Origin of the sequence: Christiangramia qingdaonensis (assembly GCF_048381525.1) — a bacterium.
Classification (GTDB): domain Bacteria; phylum Bacteroidota; class Bacteroidia; order Flavobacteriales; family Flavobacteriaceae; genus Christiangramia.
In genome coordinates this window covers 2,215-23,547 of record NZ_JBLWIM010000012.1, presented here as the reverse complement: position 1 = coordinate 23,547, position 21,333 = coordinate 2,215, and the positions used below count along the sequence as shown (strand labels likewise).

At 39.0% G+C, this 21,333-nt stretch carries 16 protein-coding genes; 11 read left to right on the top strand and 5 right to left on the bottom strand.

The annotated features are described in order from the left end of the window. Positions 1–26: 26 nt before the first annotated feature. The 4 genes from ACNI3T_RS05005 (at position 27) to ACNI3T_RS04990 (ending at position 4,963) form a co-directional block, all read left to right on the top strand. Positions 27–593: a helix-turn-helix domain-containing protein gene (locus ACNI3T_RS05005; protein ID WP_418226886.1), complete on the top strand. Its 567-nt coding sequence runs from the start codon at positions 27–29 to the stop codon at positions 591–593. Positions 594–675: 82 nt separating this feature from the next. Further along, positions 676–1,683: a potassium channel family protein gene (locus ACNI3T_RS05000; protein WP_418226885.1), complete on the top strand. Its 1,008-nt coding sequence runs from the start codon at positions 676–678 to the stop codon at positions 1,681–1,683. 114 nt (positions 1,684–1,797) lie between these two features. Beyond that, entirely contained in the window at positions 1,798–2,118 is a 321-nt protein-coding gene (locus tag ACNI3T_RS04995) for a four-helix bundle copper-binding protein (RefSeq protein WP_418226884.1), read from the top strand. 112 nt (positions 2,119–2,230) lie between these two features. After that, positions 2,231–4,963 (top strand): heavy metal translocating P-type ATPase, encoded by a 2,733-nt coding sequence (locus tag ACNI3T_RS04990; protein ID WP_418226883.1) that lies wholly within the window; start codon positions 2,231–2,233, stop codon positions 4,961–4,963. A gap of 70 nt (positions 4,964–5,033) precedes the next feature. Here ACNI3T_RS04990 and ACNI3T_RS04985 read toward each other — a convergent pair whose 3' ends face one another. Further along, positions 5,034–5,459 carry a hypothetical protein gene (locus tag ACNI3T_RS04985; protein WP_418226882.1) on the bottom strand — a complete coding sequence of 142 codons (426 nt, stop codon included), beginning with the start codon at positions 5,457–5,459 and terminating at the stop codon, positions 5,034–5,036. Between the two features lie 109 nt (positions 5,460–5,568). Beyond that, entirely contained in the window at positions 5,569–8,061 is a 2,493-nt protein-coding gene (locus tag ACNI3T_RS04980) for a zinc-dependent metalloprotease (RefSeq protein WP_418226881.1), read from the bottom strand. A gap of 211 nt (positions 8,062–8,272) precedes the next feature. On the opposite strand from ACNI3T_RS04980, the gene ACNI3T_RS04975 reads away from it, so the two are divergent. Then, complete coding sequence (locus tag ACNI3T_RS04975) at positions 8,273–8,479, top strand: hypothetical protein (protein ID WP_405200419.1); 207 nt, start codon at positions 8,273–8,275, stop codon at positions 8,477–8,479. 72 nt (positions 8,480–8,551) lie between these two features. On the opposite strand, the gene lysS is transcribed toward ACNI3T_RS04975, so the two are convergent. Beyond that, positions 8,552–10,243, bottom strand: a complete 1,692-nt coding sequence (lysS, locus tag ACNI3T_RS04970) for a lysine--tRNA ligase (protein ID WP_322301881.1) — start codon at positions 10,241–10,243, stop codon at positions 8,552–8,554. Between the two features lie 120 nt (positions 10,244–10,363). On the opposite strand from lysS, the gene ACNI3T_RS04965 reads away from it, so the two are divergent. Together ACNI3T_RS04965 and lipB are read left to right on the top strand one after the other, a co-directional pair. Next, positions 10,364–10,522, top strand: coding sequence for a YqaE/Pmp3 family membrane protein (locus tag ACNI3T_RS04965; RefSeq protein WP_084509746.1), 159 nt, complete (start codon positions 10,364–10,366; stop codon positions 10,520–10,522). A 3-nt stretch (positions 10,523–10,525) separates the two neighbouring features. Then, positions 10,526–11,224, top strand: coding sequence for a lipoyl(octanoyl) transferase LipB (gene lipB / locus ACNI3T_RS04960; RefSeq protein ID WP_418226880.1), 699 nt, complete (start codon positions 10,526–10,528; stop codon positions 11,222–11,224). A gap of 2 nt (positions 11,225–11,226) precedes the next feature. On the opposite strand, the gene ACNI3T_RS04955 is transcribed toward lipB, so the two are convergent. Next, on the bottom strand, positions 11,227–13,596 hold the full coding sequence (locus ACNI3T_RS04955; protein ID WP_418226879.1) for a hypothetical protein: 2,370 nt from the start codon (positions 13,594–13,596) through the stop codon (positions 11,227–11,229). Between the two features lie 31 nt (positions 13,597–13,627). Further along, positions 13,628–14,224, bottom strand: coding sequence for a ribonuclease HII (locus ACNI3T_RS04950; protein WP_418227863.1), 597 nt, complete (start codon positions 14,222–14,224; stop codon positions 13,628–13,630). A 170-nt stretch (positions 14,225–14,394) separates the two neighbouring features. Between ACNI3T_RS04950 and ACNI3T_RS04945 the strand changes: the two genes are divergently transcribed. From ACNI3T_RS04945 to ACNI3T_RS04930, 4 genes are all read left to right on the top strand, one after another. Beyond that, the gene (locus ACNI3T_RS04945; protein WP_418226878.1) at positions 14,395–17,628 is read left to right on the top strand and encodes a SusC/RagA family TonB-linked outer membrane protein; all 3,234 of its coding nucleotides are present in this window, start codon (positions 14,395–14,397) and stop codon (positions 17,626–17,628) included. Positions 17,629–17,640: 12 nt separating this feature from the next. Further along, positions 17,641–19,167, top strand: a complete 1,527-nt coding sequence (locus tag ACNI3T_RS04940; RefSeq protein WP_418226877.1) for a RagB/SusD family nutrient uptake outer membrane protein — start codon at positions 17,641–17,643, stop codon at positions 19,165–19,167. 32 nt (positions 19,168–19,199) lie between these two features. Next, entirely contained in the window at positions 19,200–19,907 is a 708-nt protein-coding gene (locus ACNI3T_RS04935; RefSeq protein WP_418226876.1) for a hypothetical protein, read from the top strand. Between the two features lie 69 nt (positions 19,908–19,976). Next, positions 19,977–21,293, top strand: a complete 1,317-nt coding sequence (locus tag ACNI3T_RS04930; RefSeq protein WP_418226875.1) for an aryl-sulfate sulfotransferase — start codon at positions 19,977–19,979, stop codon at positions 21,291–21,293. Positions 21,294–21,333 lie beyond the last annotated feature (40 nt).

The window sequence follows — 21,333 nt, the reverse complement described above, 5'->3', positions numbered from 1 at the left end:
GATCATTTCAACTTAATAAATATTTCTTGCAAGATCTTAGAATCCATATTAAGAACGTGGTATGCCAGCGTTGCATCATGACCGTGAGCGACATCCTCAAAAGACTCGATATTCCTTTTGATGAGGTTTTGCTTGGAGAAGTCATCCTGAAAAAGCCCGTGGAAATGCATAAACTCAAAATTCTGGAAGAAGAGTTTGAAAAAGTTGGTTTTGAAATCATCATGGATCGCGATCAAAGACTGGTGAACAGTATCAAATCCCTGATTATTGAAGAGGTTTATTCGGATAAATTATGCAACACGAAGCTATCTATTTTACTGGCTTCTAAGCTCAATTTTGATTATAGTCATATTACCCATCAATTTTCAGAAAGTGAGGGACAGAGTATTCAGAAATACTATAATGCCGTACGTATAGAACGCGTCAAGGAATTGCTGGATTATGATGAGCTTGGAATTGCAGAAATTGCAGACCTCCTTGGTTATTCGACTCCAGCCTATTTATCCACTTCATTTAAAAACGCAACTGGTCTTACTCCTTCTGAATACCGCCAACTGGAAGGAAAGAACAGGAAGAACCTTGACTCGATTTAGCATTGTATAAGAAATTTTAATATTTCTATAATGCACTGGTCATTAAGAATTGTTTAATTTTCTTTTCGACCAAAGAATTATTATGGAAATATTTATCGTCATTGGCGTTCTGCTTTATGTGGTTATCGCTATAGACATTTTACAAACTACACTTTCTATGCAGGGTGGAGGCTGGATCACCAGCAGAGCTTCCCATTTGTTCTGGAAAGTATTACTTTCAATTTCAGGCAGGAACGGTAGGTCCTGGTTACTAGGACATACAGGATATTTATTGCTGACCTCCATAGTTTTTTCATGGGTCATTAGTCTTTGGGCGAGTTTGACTTTTATACTTTATGGGATTCCGGGTGCCATTGTGGAAAGCACCACTAAAATTCCGGCAGATTTTGGAGAATTGGTGTATTATTCGGGGTATAGTCTTTCTACTCTCGGGATGGGAGATTATGTTGCGACTACCAATATGGCTAAATTAATTACTAGTTTTTATTCATTCACAGGCTTGATTCTCCTAACAATGTCTGTAACCTATTTTGTTCCGGTGCTGGATGCAGTTATTGTTCAACGACAATTAGGCGTGAAGTTAAGGTCTTTGGGAGAAAGCCCGCAGACTATCATCATCAATGGCTGGAATGGAAAAAACTTCGACAGACTTATTAATAAGATTGAAGGGATTTCAGACCTGATCATAAAGTACAGTCAGCAGCACAGAGCTTACCCGGTAGTACACTATTTTCATAACACAGATCCTGATACAGCGGTAATTCTTCAACTAGCCAGGTTGTATGAGGCTTTGCAGATTTTAAGCTGCCAGGTTTCAGAAGATATTAAACCAGCTGCGGAAGATCTCAAACCTCTGAAAGTAGCTTACAAAAACTATTTCAAGGTGATCAAACAGGTCACACACTTCAGTTTTGATAGTAAAGAGCCAGGTTGGGCAAATATTGCATGGTTGCAGGAATCACAATTGGTGCCAGAAGATCTCAAAAAACTGGAGCTCGCAAATATGGAGAAAGATCAGCGCATATTTTTTAATAGTTTAATCTTGCTGGATGGCTGGAGTTGGGAAAATGTAGATCCTAAAAGTTCTTAATCTATGGCTGCGGAAGTTAAAAAGCTTTAAAACTGAAAGAACTTAGCAAAATTTTAAAAGTCATAGTGGTACTTCCTTGCTAAATTGAGTTTCAACCTTAAAAATCAATTGATTATGAGAAATGAGAAACTTATTAGTGCACTTGGAAATTGTATCAATCACTGTAACTATTGTGCAGATGCCTGCCTGGATGAGGAGAATGTCAAAATGATGAAGGATTGCATCAGGACAGATCGAGTTTGTGCAGAGGTGTGCTCTACATTAAACCAGGTACTTGCGACCAATTATCGAGATGTACAGGGATTAGTAGATTATTGTAAGAATGTTTGCCAGGCTTGTGCAGATGAGTGTGGCAAGCATGAACACCAGCATTGTCAGGATTGTGCGGAAGCATGCCGGGAATGCGTAGAAGCCTGTGAAGCTTACGCAGCATAAATTTTGAAAGCTCTGTATAACGCAGAGCTTTTTTAGTTTCTGAAAGTTATTCGCATAAGATTGAAACTCACTTGAGACAACTAGCCTTATTTTTGCAAATTAATGATGCCTTATGAAAAGAACTTATAGAATTACGGGGATGAGCTGTAATGGTTGTCGCCAACATGTGGAAGAAACTCTGGCAGCGATCGAAGCTGTGGATCTCGTGGAAGTGAATTTGCAGAATGAAACTGCGACCATTACGGCAGAACAGGAACTAAAAATTTCGGTGCTGAGAAATAAACTGGAGTCGGAAGGCGGGAATTATGGTATCGAGGAATTCCAAACGACTGATGATGGGAAGATCGTTGAAAAATTTGATGTTCATGGGATGACCTGCAATGGCTGTAAGATGCATGTTCAAAAGGCACTGGGGAATCTTGATAAAATCGATTCTGCGGAAGTGGATCTTCATAATGAAGAAGCAATTCTTGAAATGAAAGAGCCAGTTTCCCTGAAGGAATTACAAAAAGCACTGGAAGAAGCAGGAGGGAATTATACGATCCATATGCCTGGTACGGACAAACCAGTTGAAAATTCAGAAGTTAAAAATTCTGCTGAAAACGGGAAGGGTGTATGGTATTGTCCTATGCATTGTGAAGGTGATAAAACCTACGATAAACCTGGTGATTGTCCGGTTTGTGGGATGGACCTCGTTGAAGAAGTAAATACCAATCAAAAATCGGTTGAATTTACTTGCCCTATGCATCCTGAAGTCAGCAAGGATGAACCCGGAGATTGTCCAATTTGTGGGATGGATCTCGTGCCAAAGCAACCGGAACCTTCAGCCGAAGAAAAAGGCTATAAAAAACTACTTCGCAAATTCTGGATCGCCATAGGATTTACACTCCCAATTTTCATTATTGCCATGTCAGACATGGTTCCGAATAACACCCTACAAAGCTGGTTTGATGCGCAAACCTGGAACTGGATCCAGTTTGGATTATCACTTCCGGTAGTATTTTACGCCTGCTGGATGTTTTTTCAGCGTGCATGGAGGTCCATCATCACCTGGAACCTCAATATGTTTACGCTCATTGGAATTGGAGCAGGAGTAGCCTGGATCTTTAGCGTTTTTGGGATGTTGGTGCCAGATTTCTTTCCATCACAATTTAGGACCGGGTCCGGTACGGTACATGTCTATTTTGAAGCTGCAACCGTCATCCTTACTTTGGTATTGATGGGACAGGTCCTGGAAGCCAGGGCACATAGCAAAACCAATTCGGCTATCAAGGAATTATTGAAGCTGCAACCAAATACTGCGCTTAGAATCAGGAATGGTAAAGAAGAGAAAATCTCCACCAGCAAGATTGAAAAAGGGGATTTTTTAAAGATCAAGCCAGGAGATAAGATACCTGTAGATGGTAAGATTTCAGATGGAGAAAGCAGTATAGACGAATCGATGATCTCCGGAGAACCAGTACCGGTAGATAAAACCAAGGGAGATGAAGTTCGCTCCGGGACGATCAATGGAAATCAATCTTTCATCATGCAGGCTGAAAAAGTCGGGGATGATACCTTACTTGCCCAGATCATCAAAATGGTGAATGAAGCCAGTAGATCGCAGGCGCCCATTCAGAAATTAGCAGATAAGATTTCTGGCTATTTTGTACCAGTAGTGGTGATTATTTCGGTAATCACATTTATAGTCTGGTCGATATTTGGACCAGAACCTCAACTGGTTTACGCGCTCGTTAATGCAATCGCTGTATTGATCATCGCGTGTCCATGCGCACTTGGTCTGGCAACTCCAATGTCTGTAATGGTTGGAATTGGTCGTGGTGCCGGTAATGGAATATTAATAAAAAATGCGAAATCTCTGGAACGGCTGAACAAGGTCGATACGCTCATAATCGATAAGACCGGGACACTAACAGAAGGTAAGCCAAGTGTGGATAAAGTAGTTTCAGTCTCTTCGGAATATACTTCAGGAAGGCTAACAGCCATTATTGCAAGTCTGAACACAAATAGCGAACATCCATTAGCACAAGCAACTGTAGATTATGCGGAAAAGCATGAAATAGAAATATTAGAAACTTCAGATTTTAAATCGGAAACAGGCAAGGGAGTTACGGGGACTTTGGAGCAAAGCAAAGTTTTTATAGGTAACAAAGCTCTGATCGAATCCAATAATATTGAAATTTCATCAGATCTTGCTGCCAGTGTTTCCGAAGAACAACAAAGAGGGAATACAGTAAGTTATGTGGCTATAGATGCTGCGGTGACAGGCTATGTAGTAATGACCGATAAGATCAAGGAAGGAACAAAGAAAGTGATCGCAGATCTTCAAAATCATGGCATCGATGTGATCATGATCTCAGGGGATCACAAAAATACTGCGGCTGCAGTGGCCAGCGAGATTGGGATTAAAAATTATAAAGCTGGAATGTTACCTCAAAATAAACTGGAGGAGGTCGAAAAACTGCAGAAAAGTGGAAAAATTGTCGCAGTTGCCGGAGATGGAATTAATGACGCACCAGCGCTTGCAAAGGCAGATGTGGGGATTGCCATGGGAACCGGTACAGATGTGGCTATAGAGAGCGCTGCCCTTACACTGGTTAATGGTGATCTAAGAAGTATTAGAAAAGCGATTTTACTTAGCCAGAAAGTGATGAGAAACATTAAAGAAAATCTCTTTTTTGCACTTATTTACAACACAGTAGGTGTCCCTATCGCGGCGGGTGTCCTTTATCCATTCTTCGGAATATTACTTTCACCAATGATCGCTGCCCTGGCAATGAGCTTCAGTAGTTTTTCAGTAATAGCGAATGCCTTAAGATTGAAAACTGCCGATTTAAAGGGCTAAAAACAAAAACGGGATCTGAAAAGATCCCGTTTTTTCAACATAACTAACACTTAACTTAACACCTAAATCTTTAGTTTCGTTTTCTGCCGTTGCCAGATCTTCTACCTTTACGTCTTTTTTCCTGTAGTTGTTCCCATTTCTGGAATTGATCGGCAGTAAGGATCTTTTGAAGCTCTGCTTTCATTTCTTCAGATTCGTTCTCTCTTTTTTCACGCACTTCTTCACGCTTCTCTCTCATCTCATCACGCTTTTCCATCATGTCAGCGCGTTTTTCAGCATTTTCTTCGCGACCTTCCTTCATGGTTTCCATTCTGGTCATATAAAGCGTTTTAAGCTTTATTTCCTGGTCTTCATTAAGATCAAGCTGCATAGCCAGTCTTTTTGCACTAAGCGTCGCCATTTCTTCATTACTTAGATCCTTACGGCCTTCTCCTCTTTCCTGGGCGAAAGTACTTAAGCCAAGCGCCAGAAATAATACGGTGATCATCCTTTTCATCTTCCAAAATTTTAAGTTATACAATTAAGACTCTCTTATTCAAAAAAGGTTTAAATAAAAAAGGCAGGATTTTTGAATCCTGCCTTTTCTGCATATTTAAATTTTAAATCTATTTCATCGGGTTGAGGATGAGGTCAATTCTTTTCAATAGATCCTGCTTGTGATAGCGCGTTAGTGTATCTCCAGTATTTACTGTATTTCTAAGCTGTCTTTGTAGCGTAGTAAGTTCACCTCGAACAACTGGTCGAATGTCGCTTTGTGCGACATTTACATTACTTCTGGTAACCCAGCTTCTGTAACGTGCCGGGATTTCATCCTGCTCTTCAGTCATTAGTTCACCCATTTTTTCTACATAAGCACGTTGCAGGTTTCTTCGGTAACGATCTATAGATCTTCCATTATAGATCTCGCTCCAAAGTCCTTTCCTAAGCTGAGTCATCATATCCAGTAAAGAATAAGCATCTTTTCCATTGATCTCCTCATTTTCCATCAATCTCGCCATTCTTCCGAAGTCAAGAAGATTATTCAGCGTTCTTTCCTGCATTCCACGAATTCGTTCAATATTACCGTCAAATTCGATCTTATTGAAAATATCTTGGTTGATCATCCATTCCGGAGTTGTGAATAATTGCTCCTGAAGGAATTCCATAGCTCTTTCCTGTTTTTCGGCATCTACATGAGTATAAACTGCACCTTCCTGATCGTAGGTCTTGTAATATTCATAGACACCACCAATATTAGCGGTTACGTGCCCCATATAACGATTATACTGTGAAAGTACCTGTCCATAAAGATCATCAAGATCATCGTAATCCTTACCATCTTCAGCTGTCCACTCGATTAACTTAGGAACGATTCTTTTCAGGTTTTTGATACCGTATTCGCTGGCAAGCATTGCGTCATCACCAAGATCTTCAGTTTGAGAACTTGGATCTATCACACTGCTTTGTTGCCTTCCGAAGCGATATTTAGGATCTCCTGCATGTTCCAGGATCCACTGATCAAGAATTTCTTTTTCTTCCTTTCCTTCTTTGTCAAGAATTGGTCTGTAACCCCATTCGATCGCATATTTATCGTATGGTCCAATCTCTGGCATTAAAGCTACATCACCATCTTCCGGCTGCGCTATATAGTTAAAACGTGCATAATCCATAATAGATGGTGCAGTTCCAAATTCTTTTGTGAATTCCGGATCTCTCAGGTCTTCCACAGCGTAAGCCACACTACTTCCCATGTTATGAGGTAACCCTAAAGTATGTCCAACTTCGTGAGAGGAAACAAAACGTATAAGTCTTCCCATTACTTCATCCTTGAAGGCAACTCCCTGAGCATCTTCATTGATGGCAGCAGTTTGTACGAAGAACCAGTTTCTAAGAAGAGTCATCACATTGTGATACCAGTTGATATCAGACTCAAGAATTTCTCCTGAACGTGGATCACTAACGTGAGGTCCGTTTGCGTTTGGAATTGGAGAAGCAAGATATCTTACTGTAGAATATCTTACATCTTCAGGACTCCAGTCTGGATCTTCTTCTACTGTGGGAGCATCCTTGGCAATAATGGCATTTTTAAAACCTGCTGCTTCAAAGGCAACCTGCCAGTCTTCGATTCCCTGCTTAATGAATGGAACCCATTGCTCTGGAGTTGCGCGGTCGATATAGTAAACGATCTGTTCTTTTGGTTCAACAAGTTCCCCATTTTTGAACTTCTCAATATCCTCGTCCTTCACTTCAAGTCTCCAGCGATCAAGATATTCTACCGTTTCACTTTTTTGAGCTGCAAGACCATAATCTGTTTGTTCTGTAGTGAACCAACCAACACGCTCATCAAAATATCTTCTTTCCATAGGAACTTCAGGAAGTAAGATCATCGAGTTACTGAATTCTAGAGAAATAGAACCAAGACTCTCATTGGATGGCGGATCTCCAGCATTATAGGTCTTTACGTGTCTAATTTCGATGTTTTCAGGATAAGATCTTATCGTGTCGATATAAGATCTATTGTCATCTAATCTGGAAACTTTGTACTGTTTCCTGGTTCTGTCTGGCAATCCAAGCGCCTGTACATCTTTCGTGTAAAGATCTGTAACATCGATCACGGTAGATTTCGAGATACTGTCTTTCCCTACTGTCTTGATGTCAAATGATTCAACGATTGGTTCAAAGTTTGAGTTTACTACCGCCTCGTGTACTGGAAGAGAATCTGCAGCGTAAATATCATAAGAAACTACTCTTAGCAGGACCTTATTACCCTTTTTCTGCCATCTGTGAACCTGGGTATTTTGTTTTCCACCACCAAAACCAATTCCGCTGGCAGTTTTGGCGATTCTTGTAACTGTAAGCATTTCGCGGTTAAAAAGACTGTCTGGAATTTCGTAGAAGTACTTTTCATCAACCTTATGAACGGTGAAAAGACCTTCGTCTGATTTCGCATCCTTGGTAATAACCTTTGCGTAAGGCTTCATTCCATCTTTATCCTTTTTGGATTCTTCAGTTGAAGCAGTTTTAGTATCCTTTTTATCCTGTTTCTGAAAAACAGCACAACTGGAAACCGATAACGAAAGGGCGATAAACATAAGCTTAAAGCTCTGATTCTTAATCATAAATAGTTTGTTTTTAGTTAATAAGTTGAGCAGAAAGTAAAGATCTCATATTCGTGAAAATCGTAGACCTATTTGCCTTCGGCGGTTTTAGGACTAACAGAAACCTTAAAGGTTTAAAATTAAGTTAAATGAATTTATAATACTGAAGGAATTAAATTTAAAAGCTGTTTTGTTATATTTAGTTGATTTTAGAACTAAAACAACTCAAATTATGGAAGAAATAGTAAAAATGGTATCGGAAAAGGCTGGAATCTCTGAATCTCAGGCAAAAATTGCTGTACAGGTGGTTTCTGGAATATTAAAGGACAGAATGCCTGAAACAATGTCGAAGCATCTTGATTCTTACTTAAAAGGTGATGGAGATGCAGGAAATATTAGCGATATGGCTGGGAAGCTTGGAGGAATGTTTGGAAAATAGGAGCTTCTGGAGTATCAGAATGCAAAAAAAAAGAGGCTGAAAAGCCTCTTTTTTTAATATGATTTTCAGAATCTAAGCGATCTTGATGCTAAGAACTTCACCTTCTTTATATACTTCGATCATTTTATGCTTCCGAAGAGATTTTAAGGCTTTATCCCATTTTTTATTACTTAATCCACTTTTCTCTTTTACTAAATTCATATCATGAACCTGGTCGTCCTTCAATAAGGTATAAACTGACTTTTCTTCTTCTGAAAGTTCTACCTGTTTCTTTTCAGGTTTCATTTGAGGGAAAAATAATACTTCCTGTATCGACTGGTTGTTAGTTAAGAACATGATCAACCTGTCCATCCCTATTCCAAGTCCCGATGTTGGAGGCATTCCGTATTCCAGTGCGCGAAGAAAATCATTGTCTATAAACATTGCCTCATCGTCTCCCTTTTCAGATAGTTTCAATTGCTCTTCAAAGCGTTCTCTCTGGTCGATAGGATCGTTTAACTCGGAGTATGCATTCGCGATCTCCTTACCACAAACCATCAATTCAAAACGTTCTGTAAGCTCTGGGTTATCGCGGTGTGTTTTACAAAGCGGACTCATTTCCTTAGGATAATCTGTGATAAAAGTTGGCTGTATAAAGTTTCCTTCACACTTTTCTCCAAAGATTTCATCGATCAGTTTTCCTTTACCCATGGTTTCGTCTACATCAATGCCCATTTTAGTGGCTGCCTCATATAGCTCTTTTTCAGATTTCCCGGTAATATCAAAATCAGTAAACTGTTTGATAGCATCCGTCATCGTAACCCGTTTGTACGGAGCTTTGAAATCTACGTTATGCTTTCCGAAGGTAGCTTCAGTTTTACCATTCACCGCCATGGCACAATGCTCAAGCAGGTTTTCCGTAAATTCCATCATCCAGTTATAATCTTTATATGCCACGTAGATTTCCATCGCCGTGAATTCAGGATTGTGAGTTCTGTCCATCCCTTCATTTCTGAAGTTTTTAGAAAACTCATATACACCATCAAATCCACCAACGATCAATCTTTTAAGATATAGCTCGTTTGCAATTCTTAAGTATAGTGGAATATCCAGGGCGTTGTGATGCGATACAAAAGGTTTTGCAGCTGCTCCACCTGGAATTGGCTGAAGTATTGGCGTTTCAACTTCAAAATATCCTTTATCATTGAAGAAGTTACGCATGGCGTTGAAAAGTTTCGTACGCTTTACAAAAACCTCTTTAACCTTAGGATTCACCGCAAGATCTGCGTAACGTTGTCTATAGCGATGCTCAGGATCTGTAAAACCATCGTAGGTATTCCCGTCCTTATCTGTTTTTGGGAGTGGTAGAGGTCGCAAAGACTTACTCAACAGGTGAAAATCTTTCACCATAACAGTCATTTCTCCTACCTGAGTTTTGAATAACTCTCCCTCAATTCCTATAAAATCGCCAATATCAAGCCATTTTTTATAGAAATCATTGTATTTCGCTTTGTCATCACCAGTACAAATTTCGTCACGGTTAAAATAAACCTGTATCTTACCATTGGAATCCTGAAGTTCAGCGAAAGATGCTTTTCCCTGGATTCTCCTTGACATAAGTCTTCCGGCGATCACTACCTTTTTCCCTTCAGCAAATTCTTCCTTGATCTTTGTAGTAGTATGATCTACTGGAAAAAGATCGGCTGGATATGGATTAATTCCGGCTTTGCGTATCGCCGATAATTTCTCACGTCTAATTTGTTCCTGTTCTGATAACTGCTGCATATAATTTTTTTTATGCATTCAACAAAAATGCGGATGCAAATATAGTGACTATCAGCCTGCCATACAATGCAATTAAAAGCCGAAATAATAATTCTATCTTTGCCACTATAATTAGTGAAAATGAGTATTTGGAGAGTAATTCTTTCAGTATTATTTCCCCCGCTGGCAGTTTATGATCGCGGTTGTGGTTCAATTCTAATCGTGCTAATACTTACGCTGCTGGGATGGGTTCCCGGAGTAATTGCTGCGCTCATTATATTAAATAATCCCAAGTCTTAAAGTATGAATAAGGAAGTTGAAGTTAGAAATCTTGGCAGCAAGGATTATAAGGAAACCTGGGATTACCAGGAGCAACTGTTTAAGGATACTCTGGATCAAAAGATCAGGAATCGTAGGCAGAATGAAAATATCGCTACCCGAAATTATTTGCTGTTGGTGGAACATCCTCATGTTTACACTTTGGGAAAAAGCGGCGATCATACCAATCTTCTTTTATCAGAAGAGCAATTGGAGAAAAAGAATGCAAGTTTTTACAAGATCAATAGAGGAGGGGATATTACCTATCATGGGCCGGGACAGGTTGTAGGTTACCCTATTCTGGACCTCGATAATTTCTTTACTGATATTCATAAATACCTGAGATTCCTTGAAGAGATGGTGATTCTGACTCTTGCTGAATATGGAATAAAATCTGAAAGAAGCCCTGGAGAAACCGGTGTCTGGCTGGATGTTGGAACTCCGTTCGCCAGGAAAATATGTGCAATGGGTGTAAGGGCGAGCAGATGGGTAACCATGCATGGTTTTGCCCTGAACGTGAACGCAGATCTTGGCTACTTTGATCATATTATTCCCTGCGGAATTAAAGATAAAGCCGTAACTTCCTTAAATGTAGAGCTAGGTCAGAAAGAAGTTGATATGGCTGAAGTTCAACAAAAACTGATGAAACATTTCAGTCAGTTATTCGAAGCTGAGTTGATTTAGGATCATAGCTTATAGAGCAGGACCTCGTTATCATCACCTTTTACGATCATTTCCAGACGTTTATCCAGATCTGCATTTGCAATATCAACTTCAGAAGTTCCATATACTGGAAAGCCCGGGAGTAATTCAGCATTCTCATTAAATACATAGACCTTCTTCGCCTGGGTGTCGGTAATACTTACATAAGTTTTGCGTCCTATTAGAAATAGCTGCGGATTGGTATACAATCCAAAATCAAGACTTACGCTGGAATTATTGATCGTAAGTTCGTTTTCATTCAGGTAGACAAGATGATCTTCATTTGCCACTAAACGATTGTTTTCTGCAAGATCAAGATTTTTCAAATTAACTTTTCCATTTTGATCCACCTCAATCAGGTTGCTTTCAGGTTGAGTGGTGATAAAATTAGATTGGTAGCCGTACCAATCATTTTCGGAAATATTGAAATTATTGGTGGTTGGAACACGAATGCTCCCCTGGCGACTCAGGATCTGTAATCTGCCCGACTCTTCTTGAATCAGGATATAATCTTTGTTCCCAAGGCGAATATGCTTCGGAGCTTTAGTTATGGTGCTTTTTGTTCCGTCGAAATCAAAACCTTTAATACTATTACCTTTTGGTCCAAGCATGTAGACTTTATTATTCTGGGTGAGCACAAACCTGTATTTCCTGTTTTTATCGTAATCAAATACTGCCAGAGGCTGCGTAAGCGGATCATTAAACTTTTTAGGAAACGGTTTTACATCGCGGCCTTTGCGATCCAAAACTTCAAGTTGAAAGCCGGTAGAAAAAGCCAGCTGTTTATTACCGTTTTTAAAGAGATCTACTTCGTGCACTTTTCCTGAAATTTGACTATCCAGTTGTTTGGACCAGAACATGCTGCCTTTATTGGAAAACAGGCTGAGTTGATTTCCCGTATCCTCCACAAGAATATCCATCTGGTCTGTTTCATGATTGCGGAAGAATTGAAGAATTCCTGCGATAGGTTTGCTGGTGGTAATTGTAGCGATCTGCTCAGCACCTTTGGAAAGTCGGTCGGCCTCCGTTGGTTGTGAGATAATGCCATGTAGGTGATCGTACTTTTCTTCTGAAATTACCTGAAATGCAGCCAGGCTACCCTCTTTGAAGTCGGATTCTTTAGCGATCCCAAATTCCTTCGCTGCGGAAATATTCGTTATTGCAAGCATGCTTGATTCTGATGCCAGAGAATTCATCATTCTAACATATTGCGGGTTTTCTAATAGCGTCTTACCATTTTGAAAATTGATAATTAAGTCTTTTAGAACGGAGATCTCTTCAGAAGATATTATAAAATGATCAATAACAATAAAATATCCCGAGCTTAAATTAACTTCAGAATTTAGCAACAATTCCGGTACAGTGAAACCTCCCTCGAAAATGTCTATTTCCCGGAATCGTTCGCTAAGTTGATTTTCGGAAAACAATCGGTTTTTGACCAATTCGGTATCAATTGCATTCCAAATATGAATATTTCCAGTTTTAAGCTCAATGCTTGAAATATCACTTACTTTATCCAGAAAATCCAGGTTTACGGTTGCATCCTTGCTTTGAAGTTTCAGCCCTGGATTCATAGAAACTATGGTAATAAAGTTTTCCGGGCAAAACCTGGTGACTTCATGTTTAAAGTCGGTTACAGGGGCAAAATCTTTGGAGGCTTCGGAATTAGCATGTATTGAAATTCCGTTGTATATGAGTTGAGATTCATTCGCATGCAGTTCCAGTACCTTCCAGTTTCCATTTTTCTTTGGAAGATCAATCTTGGAAAACATTTCAGAAAAGAACATTACATTCATATTTGAATAGATCAGTGAAGTCTTCCTGGGATCTGAGGCATCCAATGCTTTCTGGAATTCCTGCGAATTAGATTTATTACTTCGCTTAGCCTGAACGATCGCATGCTTGCTTTCACTGAAGATGCTAAAATTGGCTATATCACGCTGGTAAAATTCAGATTTCTCCAGTTTCACTTTTTGATATTCAATATCTTCTTTAAATGTTTCAACCTGTTTGTTTTGAATACTATCCAGGATCAATGATGTGGAATCTTTCTGAATGATCAAAACTATATGTTTAGAACCTATACTGTCACCATCTAAGTAAAGTATGCTTTGTTTTTCAGATTTGATATACTTTAGAAGATCTTTGGATTCATTGGTTAAATCTTTCAGGTCTCCACTGTTAAAAGTAGCTTCGTGTTCCAGTAGATCTTTTTCAAGTTGCTCGCTGGAAGGAGAAACAAAGATCACTTCCGCAGAATCAGGTATAAAATCTGTATTATTCAGATTACTATCAGAATTTTCTGCACAGGAAATAAGGAGCAGGCAAAGAATAAGACTTAGAAACTTGTTCATATATAATAGGTAGGCTTACAAAAATATAAACTTAGAATTCAATCTTCAATTGATCGGGGAGGAGTTTAAAACTTTTCCGGTGGTATTTGGTAATACCATACTTTTCGATAGCTGCTCGATGCTCCCTGGTAGGATAACCCTTATTCTTTATCCAATTGTACATTGGGAATTCTTCATGGATCTTTTCCATATATTCATCGCGGTGGGTTTTTGCCAGAACAGAAGCCGCGGCAATGCTAAGAAACTTACCGTCACCTTTAATGATGCACTCGTGTGGTATGGAGTCCAGGGGTTTAAATCTGTTTCCATCAACAATGATACAATCTGGTTTGGCCTTCAATTTTATGATGGACCTCTGCATCGCCGTAATTGATGCATTCAATATATTTATTCTATCGATCTCTTCCATGAAAACATGACTGACTGCATAATCAAAGGAATTTTCATGAATTAAATTTCTTAAAAGGTTCCTGTTTTTAAGATTCATGACTTTGGAATCATTCAAGATCTTGTTTTTAAAGTTCTTAGGTAAGATGATAGCAGCTGCCGTGACTGGTCCTGCGAGACATCCCCGCCCAGCTTCATCTGTTCCGGCTACCAGTTTTGATTTATCATAAGATCTTAGCATATACATTTAAGATTGTAAACATTTAACACATTCACGGGTTGAGGTTGCAGCGAATTACAACGTTTTCATTGAGGCTGTTAAAATTTTAATAAGTTAAAGTGTAAGTTTTTTTGGAATGTTAAGGAATTATTAGCATTTTTGGCGCAGGCTAATTCAAATTTAACGAAATAATGAAAAAAAGATTACATGGATTTCTAACACTCTTACTGGTGTTAGTCGTGCAAATTGGTTTTGCACAGGAAAAGACCGTGACAGGAACGGTTCTTGACGAGGATGGTTTGCCGTTACCAGGTGTGAACGTCATCGAACAGGGGACTTCCAACGGTACGCAAACTGACTTCGATGGAATGTTTACTCTTTCTGTTGAAGAAGGTGATGTTTTAGTGTTCAGTTATGTTGGTTTTACATCTAAGAATGTGCCTGTAACTTCTGCAGATTCATATGATGTGACATTGGCTACTGATGCAGCAGCACTTGATGAGGTGGTTATTGTAGGTTATGGTACTGCAACGAAGCAGTCCTTTGCTGGTACAGCAACTACAATTCAGGCAGAAAATTTAGATGTTAAGTCGTATTCTAACATTACACAGTCCTTAGCCGGTGAGGTTGCAGGTGTGAATGTAATTAATACTTCTGGACAGCCTGGAACCGTTTCTACGGTACGTATTCGTGGTTTCGGATCTGTAAATGGTAGTCAGACGCCGCTTTACGTTGTGGATGGTGTGCCAATTACAAATGTTGAAGCTATTAATGCTATTAACCCAACAGATATTAAAGCAACAACTATCCTTAAGGATGCAACTGCGACTGCTATTTATGGTTCTCGAGGAGCGAATGGTGTTATCTTGATTACTACAAAAACTGGTTCTTCAGGTGAAAACTATATTGAGGTAGACGTGAAAACTGGTGTTAATAACCAGATTATACCACGCTATGACGTTGTTAGATCTCCAGAAGAATATATTGGTTATGTTTGGGAAGGTATCTATAACAGAGGGGTTATTACTGGTTCAGCTAATCCTGTTGAATACGCTAATAATAGATTGTTTACAGATAACTACGTTCCAGCTGGATACAACCTTTGGAATGTTGATTCTGCTAGTGAATTGATCGATCCGGAAACTAGAATGGTTCGTGATGGAGTAACTAGAAGATATACACCTCAAACTTATGAGGATGCTGCTTTTGACACTGGTATTCGTAAAGAAGCTAATGTTCGTTTTGGTGGTGGAAATGAAAACAGTACGTATTTCGCATCTATGGGTTACCTTAATGATGAAGGTTACGCTCTAAACACAGGATACGATAGATTTACTACTAGATTGAATGTTACTTCTAATGTGAAGGAATGGTTAGATCTAGGTGTGAATATTGGATATGCTTATTCTGAAAGTTTGAACAACGGTCAAACTGTTGGTTCAGAAAACGTATTTGAATTTGCTGATAAAACAGCTCCGATCTTTCCAGTATACTTGAGAGATCCTGAAGGAAACCTTGTTCCAGATCCTATTTTTGGGGGAAATCAATTGGATTATGGTAGTTTTTCTGGATTCAGAACTAGACCACAGTCTGATGGTTTGAACCCGATTGGTACGGCTCTGTATGATTTCGTTGGGACAGATCGTCATGAATTAAATGGAAATGTATCTCTTGATTTCAATATCACCGAGCATTTATCTTTCGAAAATAAGTTTGGTGCGCAATACGCAATTGATAGATATACATCTGCAGCGAATGCATTCTATGGTGGAGCACAGGGTGATGGTGGTACTCTCTACAAAGAAGACCAGGAAACCTACACTTTAAACGTGCTTAACTTGTTACGTTACAACAATCAATTCGGTGATCATACGATCGAGGTTTTGGCTGCACATGAGACAAACAATTACGATTACAGTGAAAACACAGCTTTTAAAACGAAGGAAGTTGCTCAAAATATTTATGAGCTAAACAACTACGTGGTGGCGGCGAGTCCAGCAACAGGATTTAATGCTGGTCGTTCTATTGAGTCTTATTTTGGTCAGGTTAATTATGACTTACTTGATAAGTACTTTGTAACTGGTTCTGTTCGTCGTGACGGTTCTTCTAGATTCGTGAATGACAAATGGGGAACTTTTGGATCTTTAGGTCTGGCTTGGGTTGTTTCTGGAGAAGATTTTCTTTATAACAACGATGTTGTTAGTTTCCTGAAACTTAAGGCTTCTTATGGTATTACAGGTGATCAGGCTGGAGTAGGTTTTTACTCTGGATATGATACGTTTGATATCAACAACTTGAATAACGAGATTTCACTTTCTGCTCGTGGAAACGGTAACCCAGAACTTACTTGGGAAACTTCAAAAATGTTTCAGGCAGGAGTAGAATTTGGACTAGGAAACTGGTTGGACGGTTCTGTAGATTACTATAGAAAATTAACAGATAACCTTATCTTTGATAGAAGAGTAGGTCCTTCTCAGGGTATTGCGATTGTAACTGTAAACGATGGTGAATTGTTGAACTCTGGTATTGAATTGAACCTTACTGGTCATATCGTAAGAACTAAAGACTTTACATTAGACTTGAACGTTAATGGTGAGATTCTTGACAATGAAATTCTTACTATGCCAATAGATCCATCAACTGGAGAAAACAGAATTTTGGATCCATCTGCATCTCCTTTTGCTTACTCTAAAGGAAGTTCGATATATGATATTTACGTACGTGAATATGCTGGTGTTAATCCTGCAAATGGTGCGCCACAATGGTATAGGTATTTCGACGATGCGAATGGAAACAACATTTTCGATGATGGCGATGCAGCAATTACATCTTTAACGCCATACCTTGCTGAGAATCCAGATGCAAACATTCAAAGAGACGTGACTGGTACATATGCTCAGGCTACTGAGAAGTACATCAATAAATCAGCAATTCCTGATATTAGAGGTGGTATTAGGTTACAAGGTACTTTCAAGAACTTCAACTTCTCAACTCAGTTCCTTTACAGTTTAGGTGGATACGCATATGATGCTCAGTACGCTGAATTGATGAGTGATCGTTTTGGAGCGGTTGGAAACAACTTCCATACAGACATCGCTGATAGATGGCAACGTCCTGGAGATATTACTTCAGTACCTGCTTTAACAGATAATGCTTTTGTAAATGGTACTTCTCAATCTAGTAGATTTGTGACTAGTACTGATTTTCTTACCTTGAACAATGCTGTGGTAGGATACACTGTGCCAGAAGAAATGTTAGGTAGATCTGGAATTGATCTATTGAATATTTACTTCTCTGGAGATAACTTATGGGCGAAAACTGCTAGAGATGGATTCCTTCCATACACTAGCCAGTCAGGTAACTCAGGACGTAGATTATACGCACCACTTACTACGATTACTATGGGTGTGAGAGTAAAATTTTAAAAAAAAAGAAAAATGAAAAATCTATTTAAATTAACATTAGCTTCTTCATTCCTATTTATGGGAGTGAGTTGTAGCGACGAATTTCTGGAAAAGGAGCCTTCAGAGTTTCTAACCCAGGATCAGGTAACTGAGGCTGCCAGTACCAATGCAGATGTGTTGGCTGGTACTCTTGCAGGTATCTATTCGCTTCAGTTCAATAGTGGAACTGGAGGAACTACGAACCATGATGATTTTGGTCAGAAGGGTTATGATATTTACGGTGATATGCTATCTGGAGATATGGCGCTTTCTGTTTCATCTTTCGGATGGTACAGATCAGATATTACTGAATTCCAGGCTCCGTTAGATTTCACTAGCACAAGGAACTACATGCCTTGGAGATACTACTACAGAATTATTCGTTCAGCTAACGTAGTGATCGAGGCTGCAGGTGGAAATGATGCTGTGCCGGATATTGCTGAGAACCGATACATTTTAGGACAGGCAAAGGCATTAAGAGCTCATTCTTATTTTTACCTTACGCAATATTACCAGAAGTCATATGATCCATCTGAAGAGATCCTGCCAATATATGATTCTCCAGATGACCAAAATGGCCCTAAAGTAGCGGCTTCTGAGATTTATGCTCTTATTGAAAGTGATCTTAACAGTTCTATTAGTCTTCTTGATGGATTCACTAGAGCAGCTAAGAATGAAGTGAACCAGGATGTTGCTAGAGGTATTTTAGCTTACGTTCATGGAGCAAAAGGTGAATGGCAACAAGTGAAAGACCTAACTGATGAAGTTATTAACGGTGGAGCTTATACTCTAATGACAGCAGAGGAAGTTGCCAGAGCAGATCGTACCGATGATGATGTTGACAATCCTACTGGTGGTGGGTTTAATGATGTTTCTACTCCGGGATGGATGTGGGGAGTTGATTTGACATCTGATAGTGGAGTTGGACTTGTATCATGGTGGGGTCAAATGGATTATTTCTCTTATAGCTATGCTGGTTATGGAGATTACAAAGCCATCGATTCAGATCTTTATGCTGAAATAGCTGATGATGATATTAGAAAGCAGCAGTTCAATATGAATGCTTCTTCTTCAAATTTCCTACAGCCTTGGGGTAAGTTTTACGACCCGGCTAGAGTTCCAAGAGGGCCTTCTCAGGTAATTACTCAGGATTTGGTTTACATGCGAATTGCTGAAATGTACCTTCTTAATGCAGAAGCTGCAGCAAATCTGGGAATGGAGTCTGATGCTAAAATGTCTTTGACTACTTTGCTTGATCAGAGAGTAGAAGATGCTAGTTATCTAGATGGTATTTCTGGTGAAGATCTTTTAGATGAGATCTATCTTCAAACAAGAATAGAACTTTGGGGAGAAGGTAAATCTTACCTTGCTATGAAACGTAATAAAGCTACAGTAACTAGAGGAGCAAACCACCTTTCTTTCGTAGGTGAACCTATTCCTTACGATGATGAGAGATTAACGTTCGAAATTCCTGAAGCTGAGATACTTTATAACCCTTCTATTAGCACTCAGAACAACTAGGCGATTATTAAACTTAAAAATTGAACAAAAAAATGATTAAACAATATTTAAATGTAATCGTAGCTGTTTTCACTCTGGCTTTAGTTGTGGGGTGTGACTATGATGAGGAAACATTTGAACCAAATTTTGCAACTCTTCAATATGCTCCAGGTGGGCAGAACGTTGGTGTTGAACTTGGTGGGTCTACATCTTATGATGTGAGTGTTTATACTGGCAAAGTATTAGATGCAGCTCGTGAATTTACGATCAATGTAGGTGCATCAAGTACGCTTTCTCCAGCTGCTTATACTATCCCAGCTACCGTAACGGTGCCAGCAGGAAGCAATGAAGGTACTTTTACTGTTCAAGTATCTGATGTAGATCTGGGATTAACTGGTAAAACTTTAAATTTAAGTCTAGCTAATGATGGAGAATTCTCTGTTGGAAGTCCTTTAACTTTAAATGTAGCTACTGTATGCCCAGGTAAAGAATTTGTTATAGATTTTGTACTTGATGCTTATCCTGGCGAAACCGGTTATACGTTAGTAAACGCTGCAGGTGAAACTGTAGTTAGCGTATCTGGAAGTCCAGCTACTTCAAGATCACTTTGTCTTCCATCTGGAACTTATACATTCACTGTGACAGATTCTTACGGTGATGGTATTTTTGATGGTGGCGTAACATTGACCTATGCAGGAAATGTACTTGCAGAAATTGATGGAGATTTTGGTGCTGGAACTAGTGTTGAGATTTCTTTCTAATTAGAATTAGATTATAATTTAAAAGGTGATTTGATTAATTTCAAATCACCTTTTTTTATTTTTATACCCATGAAGAAAATCTATTATATCTTATTCTTTGCTCTACTCATTTCATGTAGTGAAGATGATAGTTTTGAGGATACCTCAGATCAGGAAGTTATCGAGGAGGTTGTTGATTCCACAGAAGTTGAATTGAATCTGGCCGGGGAAATTACCTATCATGATTTGAGTAAAGCTGAGCAGGGATTAATCCTCGTAAACGATGCGGCGGCTAATCGAATTTATTTAATGGAGAAGATAGAGTCCATAGTTTTGAAAGAATGGGAATTACCTGCCGGTATTGGTAATGACGGAGAACTGATGGAGGACGGTAGTCTTTTAGTAGCACTTACCGATCCCGGCCCAGCATATAATTTTGGCGGCTATGGCGGTCGAGTAGCTATTATATCACCTGAAAACGAAATAATTTGGGATTATGAATATTCAGATTCAATTAATCTATCTCATCATGATGTGGAAATGCTTCCAAATGGTAATGTTTTAATTCTGGCCTGGGAAAAAAGAACTAAGGATCAACTTGCTTTAAAGGGTTATGGCGGACCCTATGAAAATGTATACGTTGAGAAACTGCTTGAAGTAGATCGCTCCAATAACCAGACTGTCTGGGAATGGAATGTGTGGGATCATCTCGTTCAGGATGGCGATCCCGATGCTCAGGATTTTGGTGTAATTGCTGATAATCCTGAACGTGTGAATATCAATTATGAGGATACACTAAAAGACGCCAATTACAATGGAGATATATTTCATGCTAATGCTATAGAATATGATGAAAAGTATGACTTAATATACATGAGTGTAAATCATTTTAGTGAGGTATGGGTTATAGATCATAGTACTACCTTGGAACAGGCAAAAGGGAATATAGGAGGTAGCTATAATAAAGGAGGAGATCTTGTTTTTAGATTTGGTAATCCTGGAGCCTACAATAATGTTGGGGATCGAATGTTCTTCCATAATCATCATCCAAACTTAGTTGCTGGTTCAAATAGTATGCTTGTTTTTTCTAATGGATTGCTAAATGCAGATCCTCATTCTACTGTCTATGAAGTAGAATTACCTGAGGTCTTTGATCTACAAAGGCAGACGAACAATGAATTAAATGTTTTATGGAGCTATTCCCATCCAGATTTATTTTCACCAAAGGTATCAGGAGCTCAAAGATTAGAAAATGGAAATACTTTAATTACTGAAGGAGATTCAGGTTATTGGGAGGTTTCAGAGGATGGGGAGGTAGTTTGGAGATTTGAAAGTGAAGGTTTTTTCTGGCGTGGATATCACTATGATCAGAACTCACCTCAGATTTTAGGATTGAATCTAGAATAATTTAATATTTCCAGGTGTTAGAACACTTGTAAATCGGAGA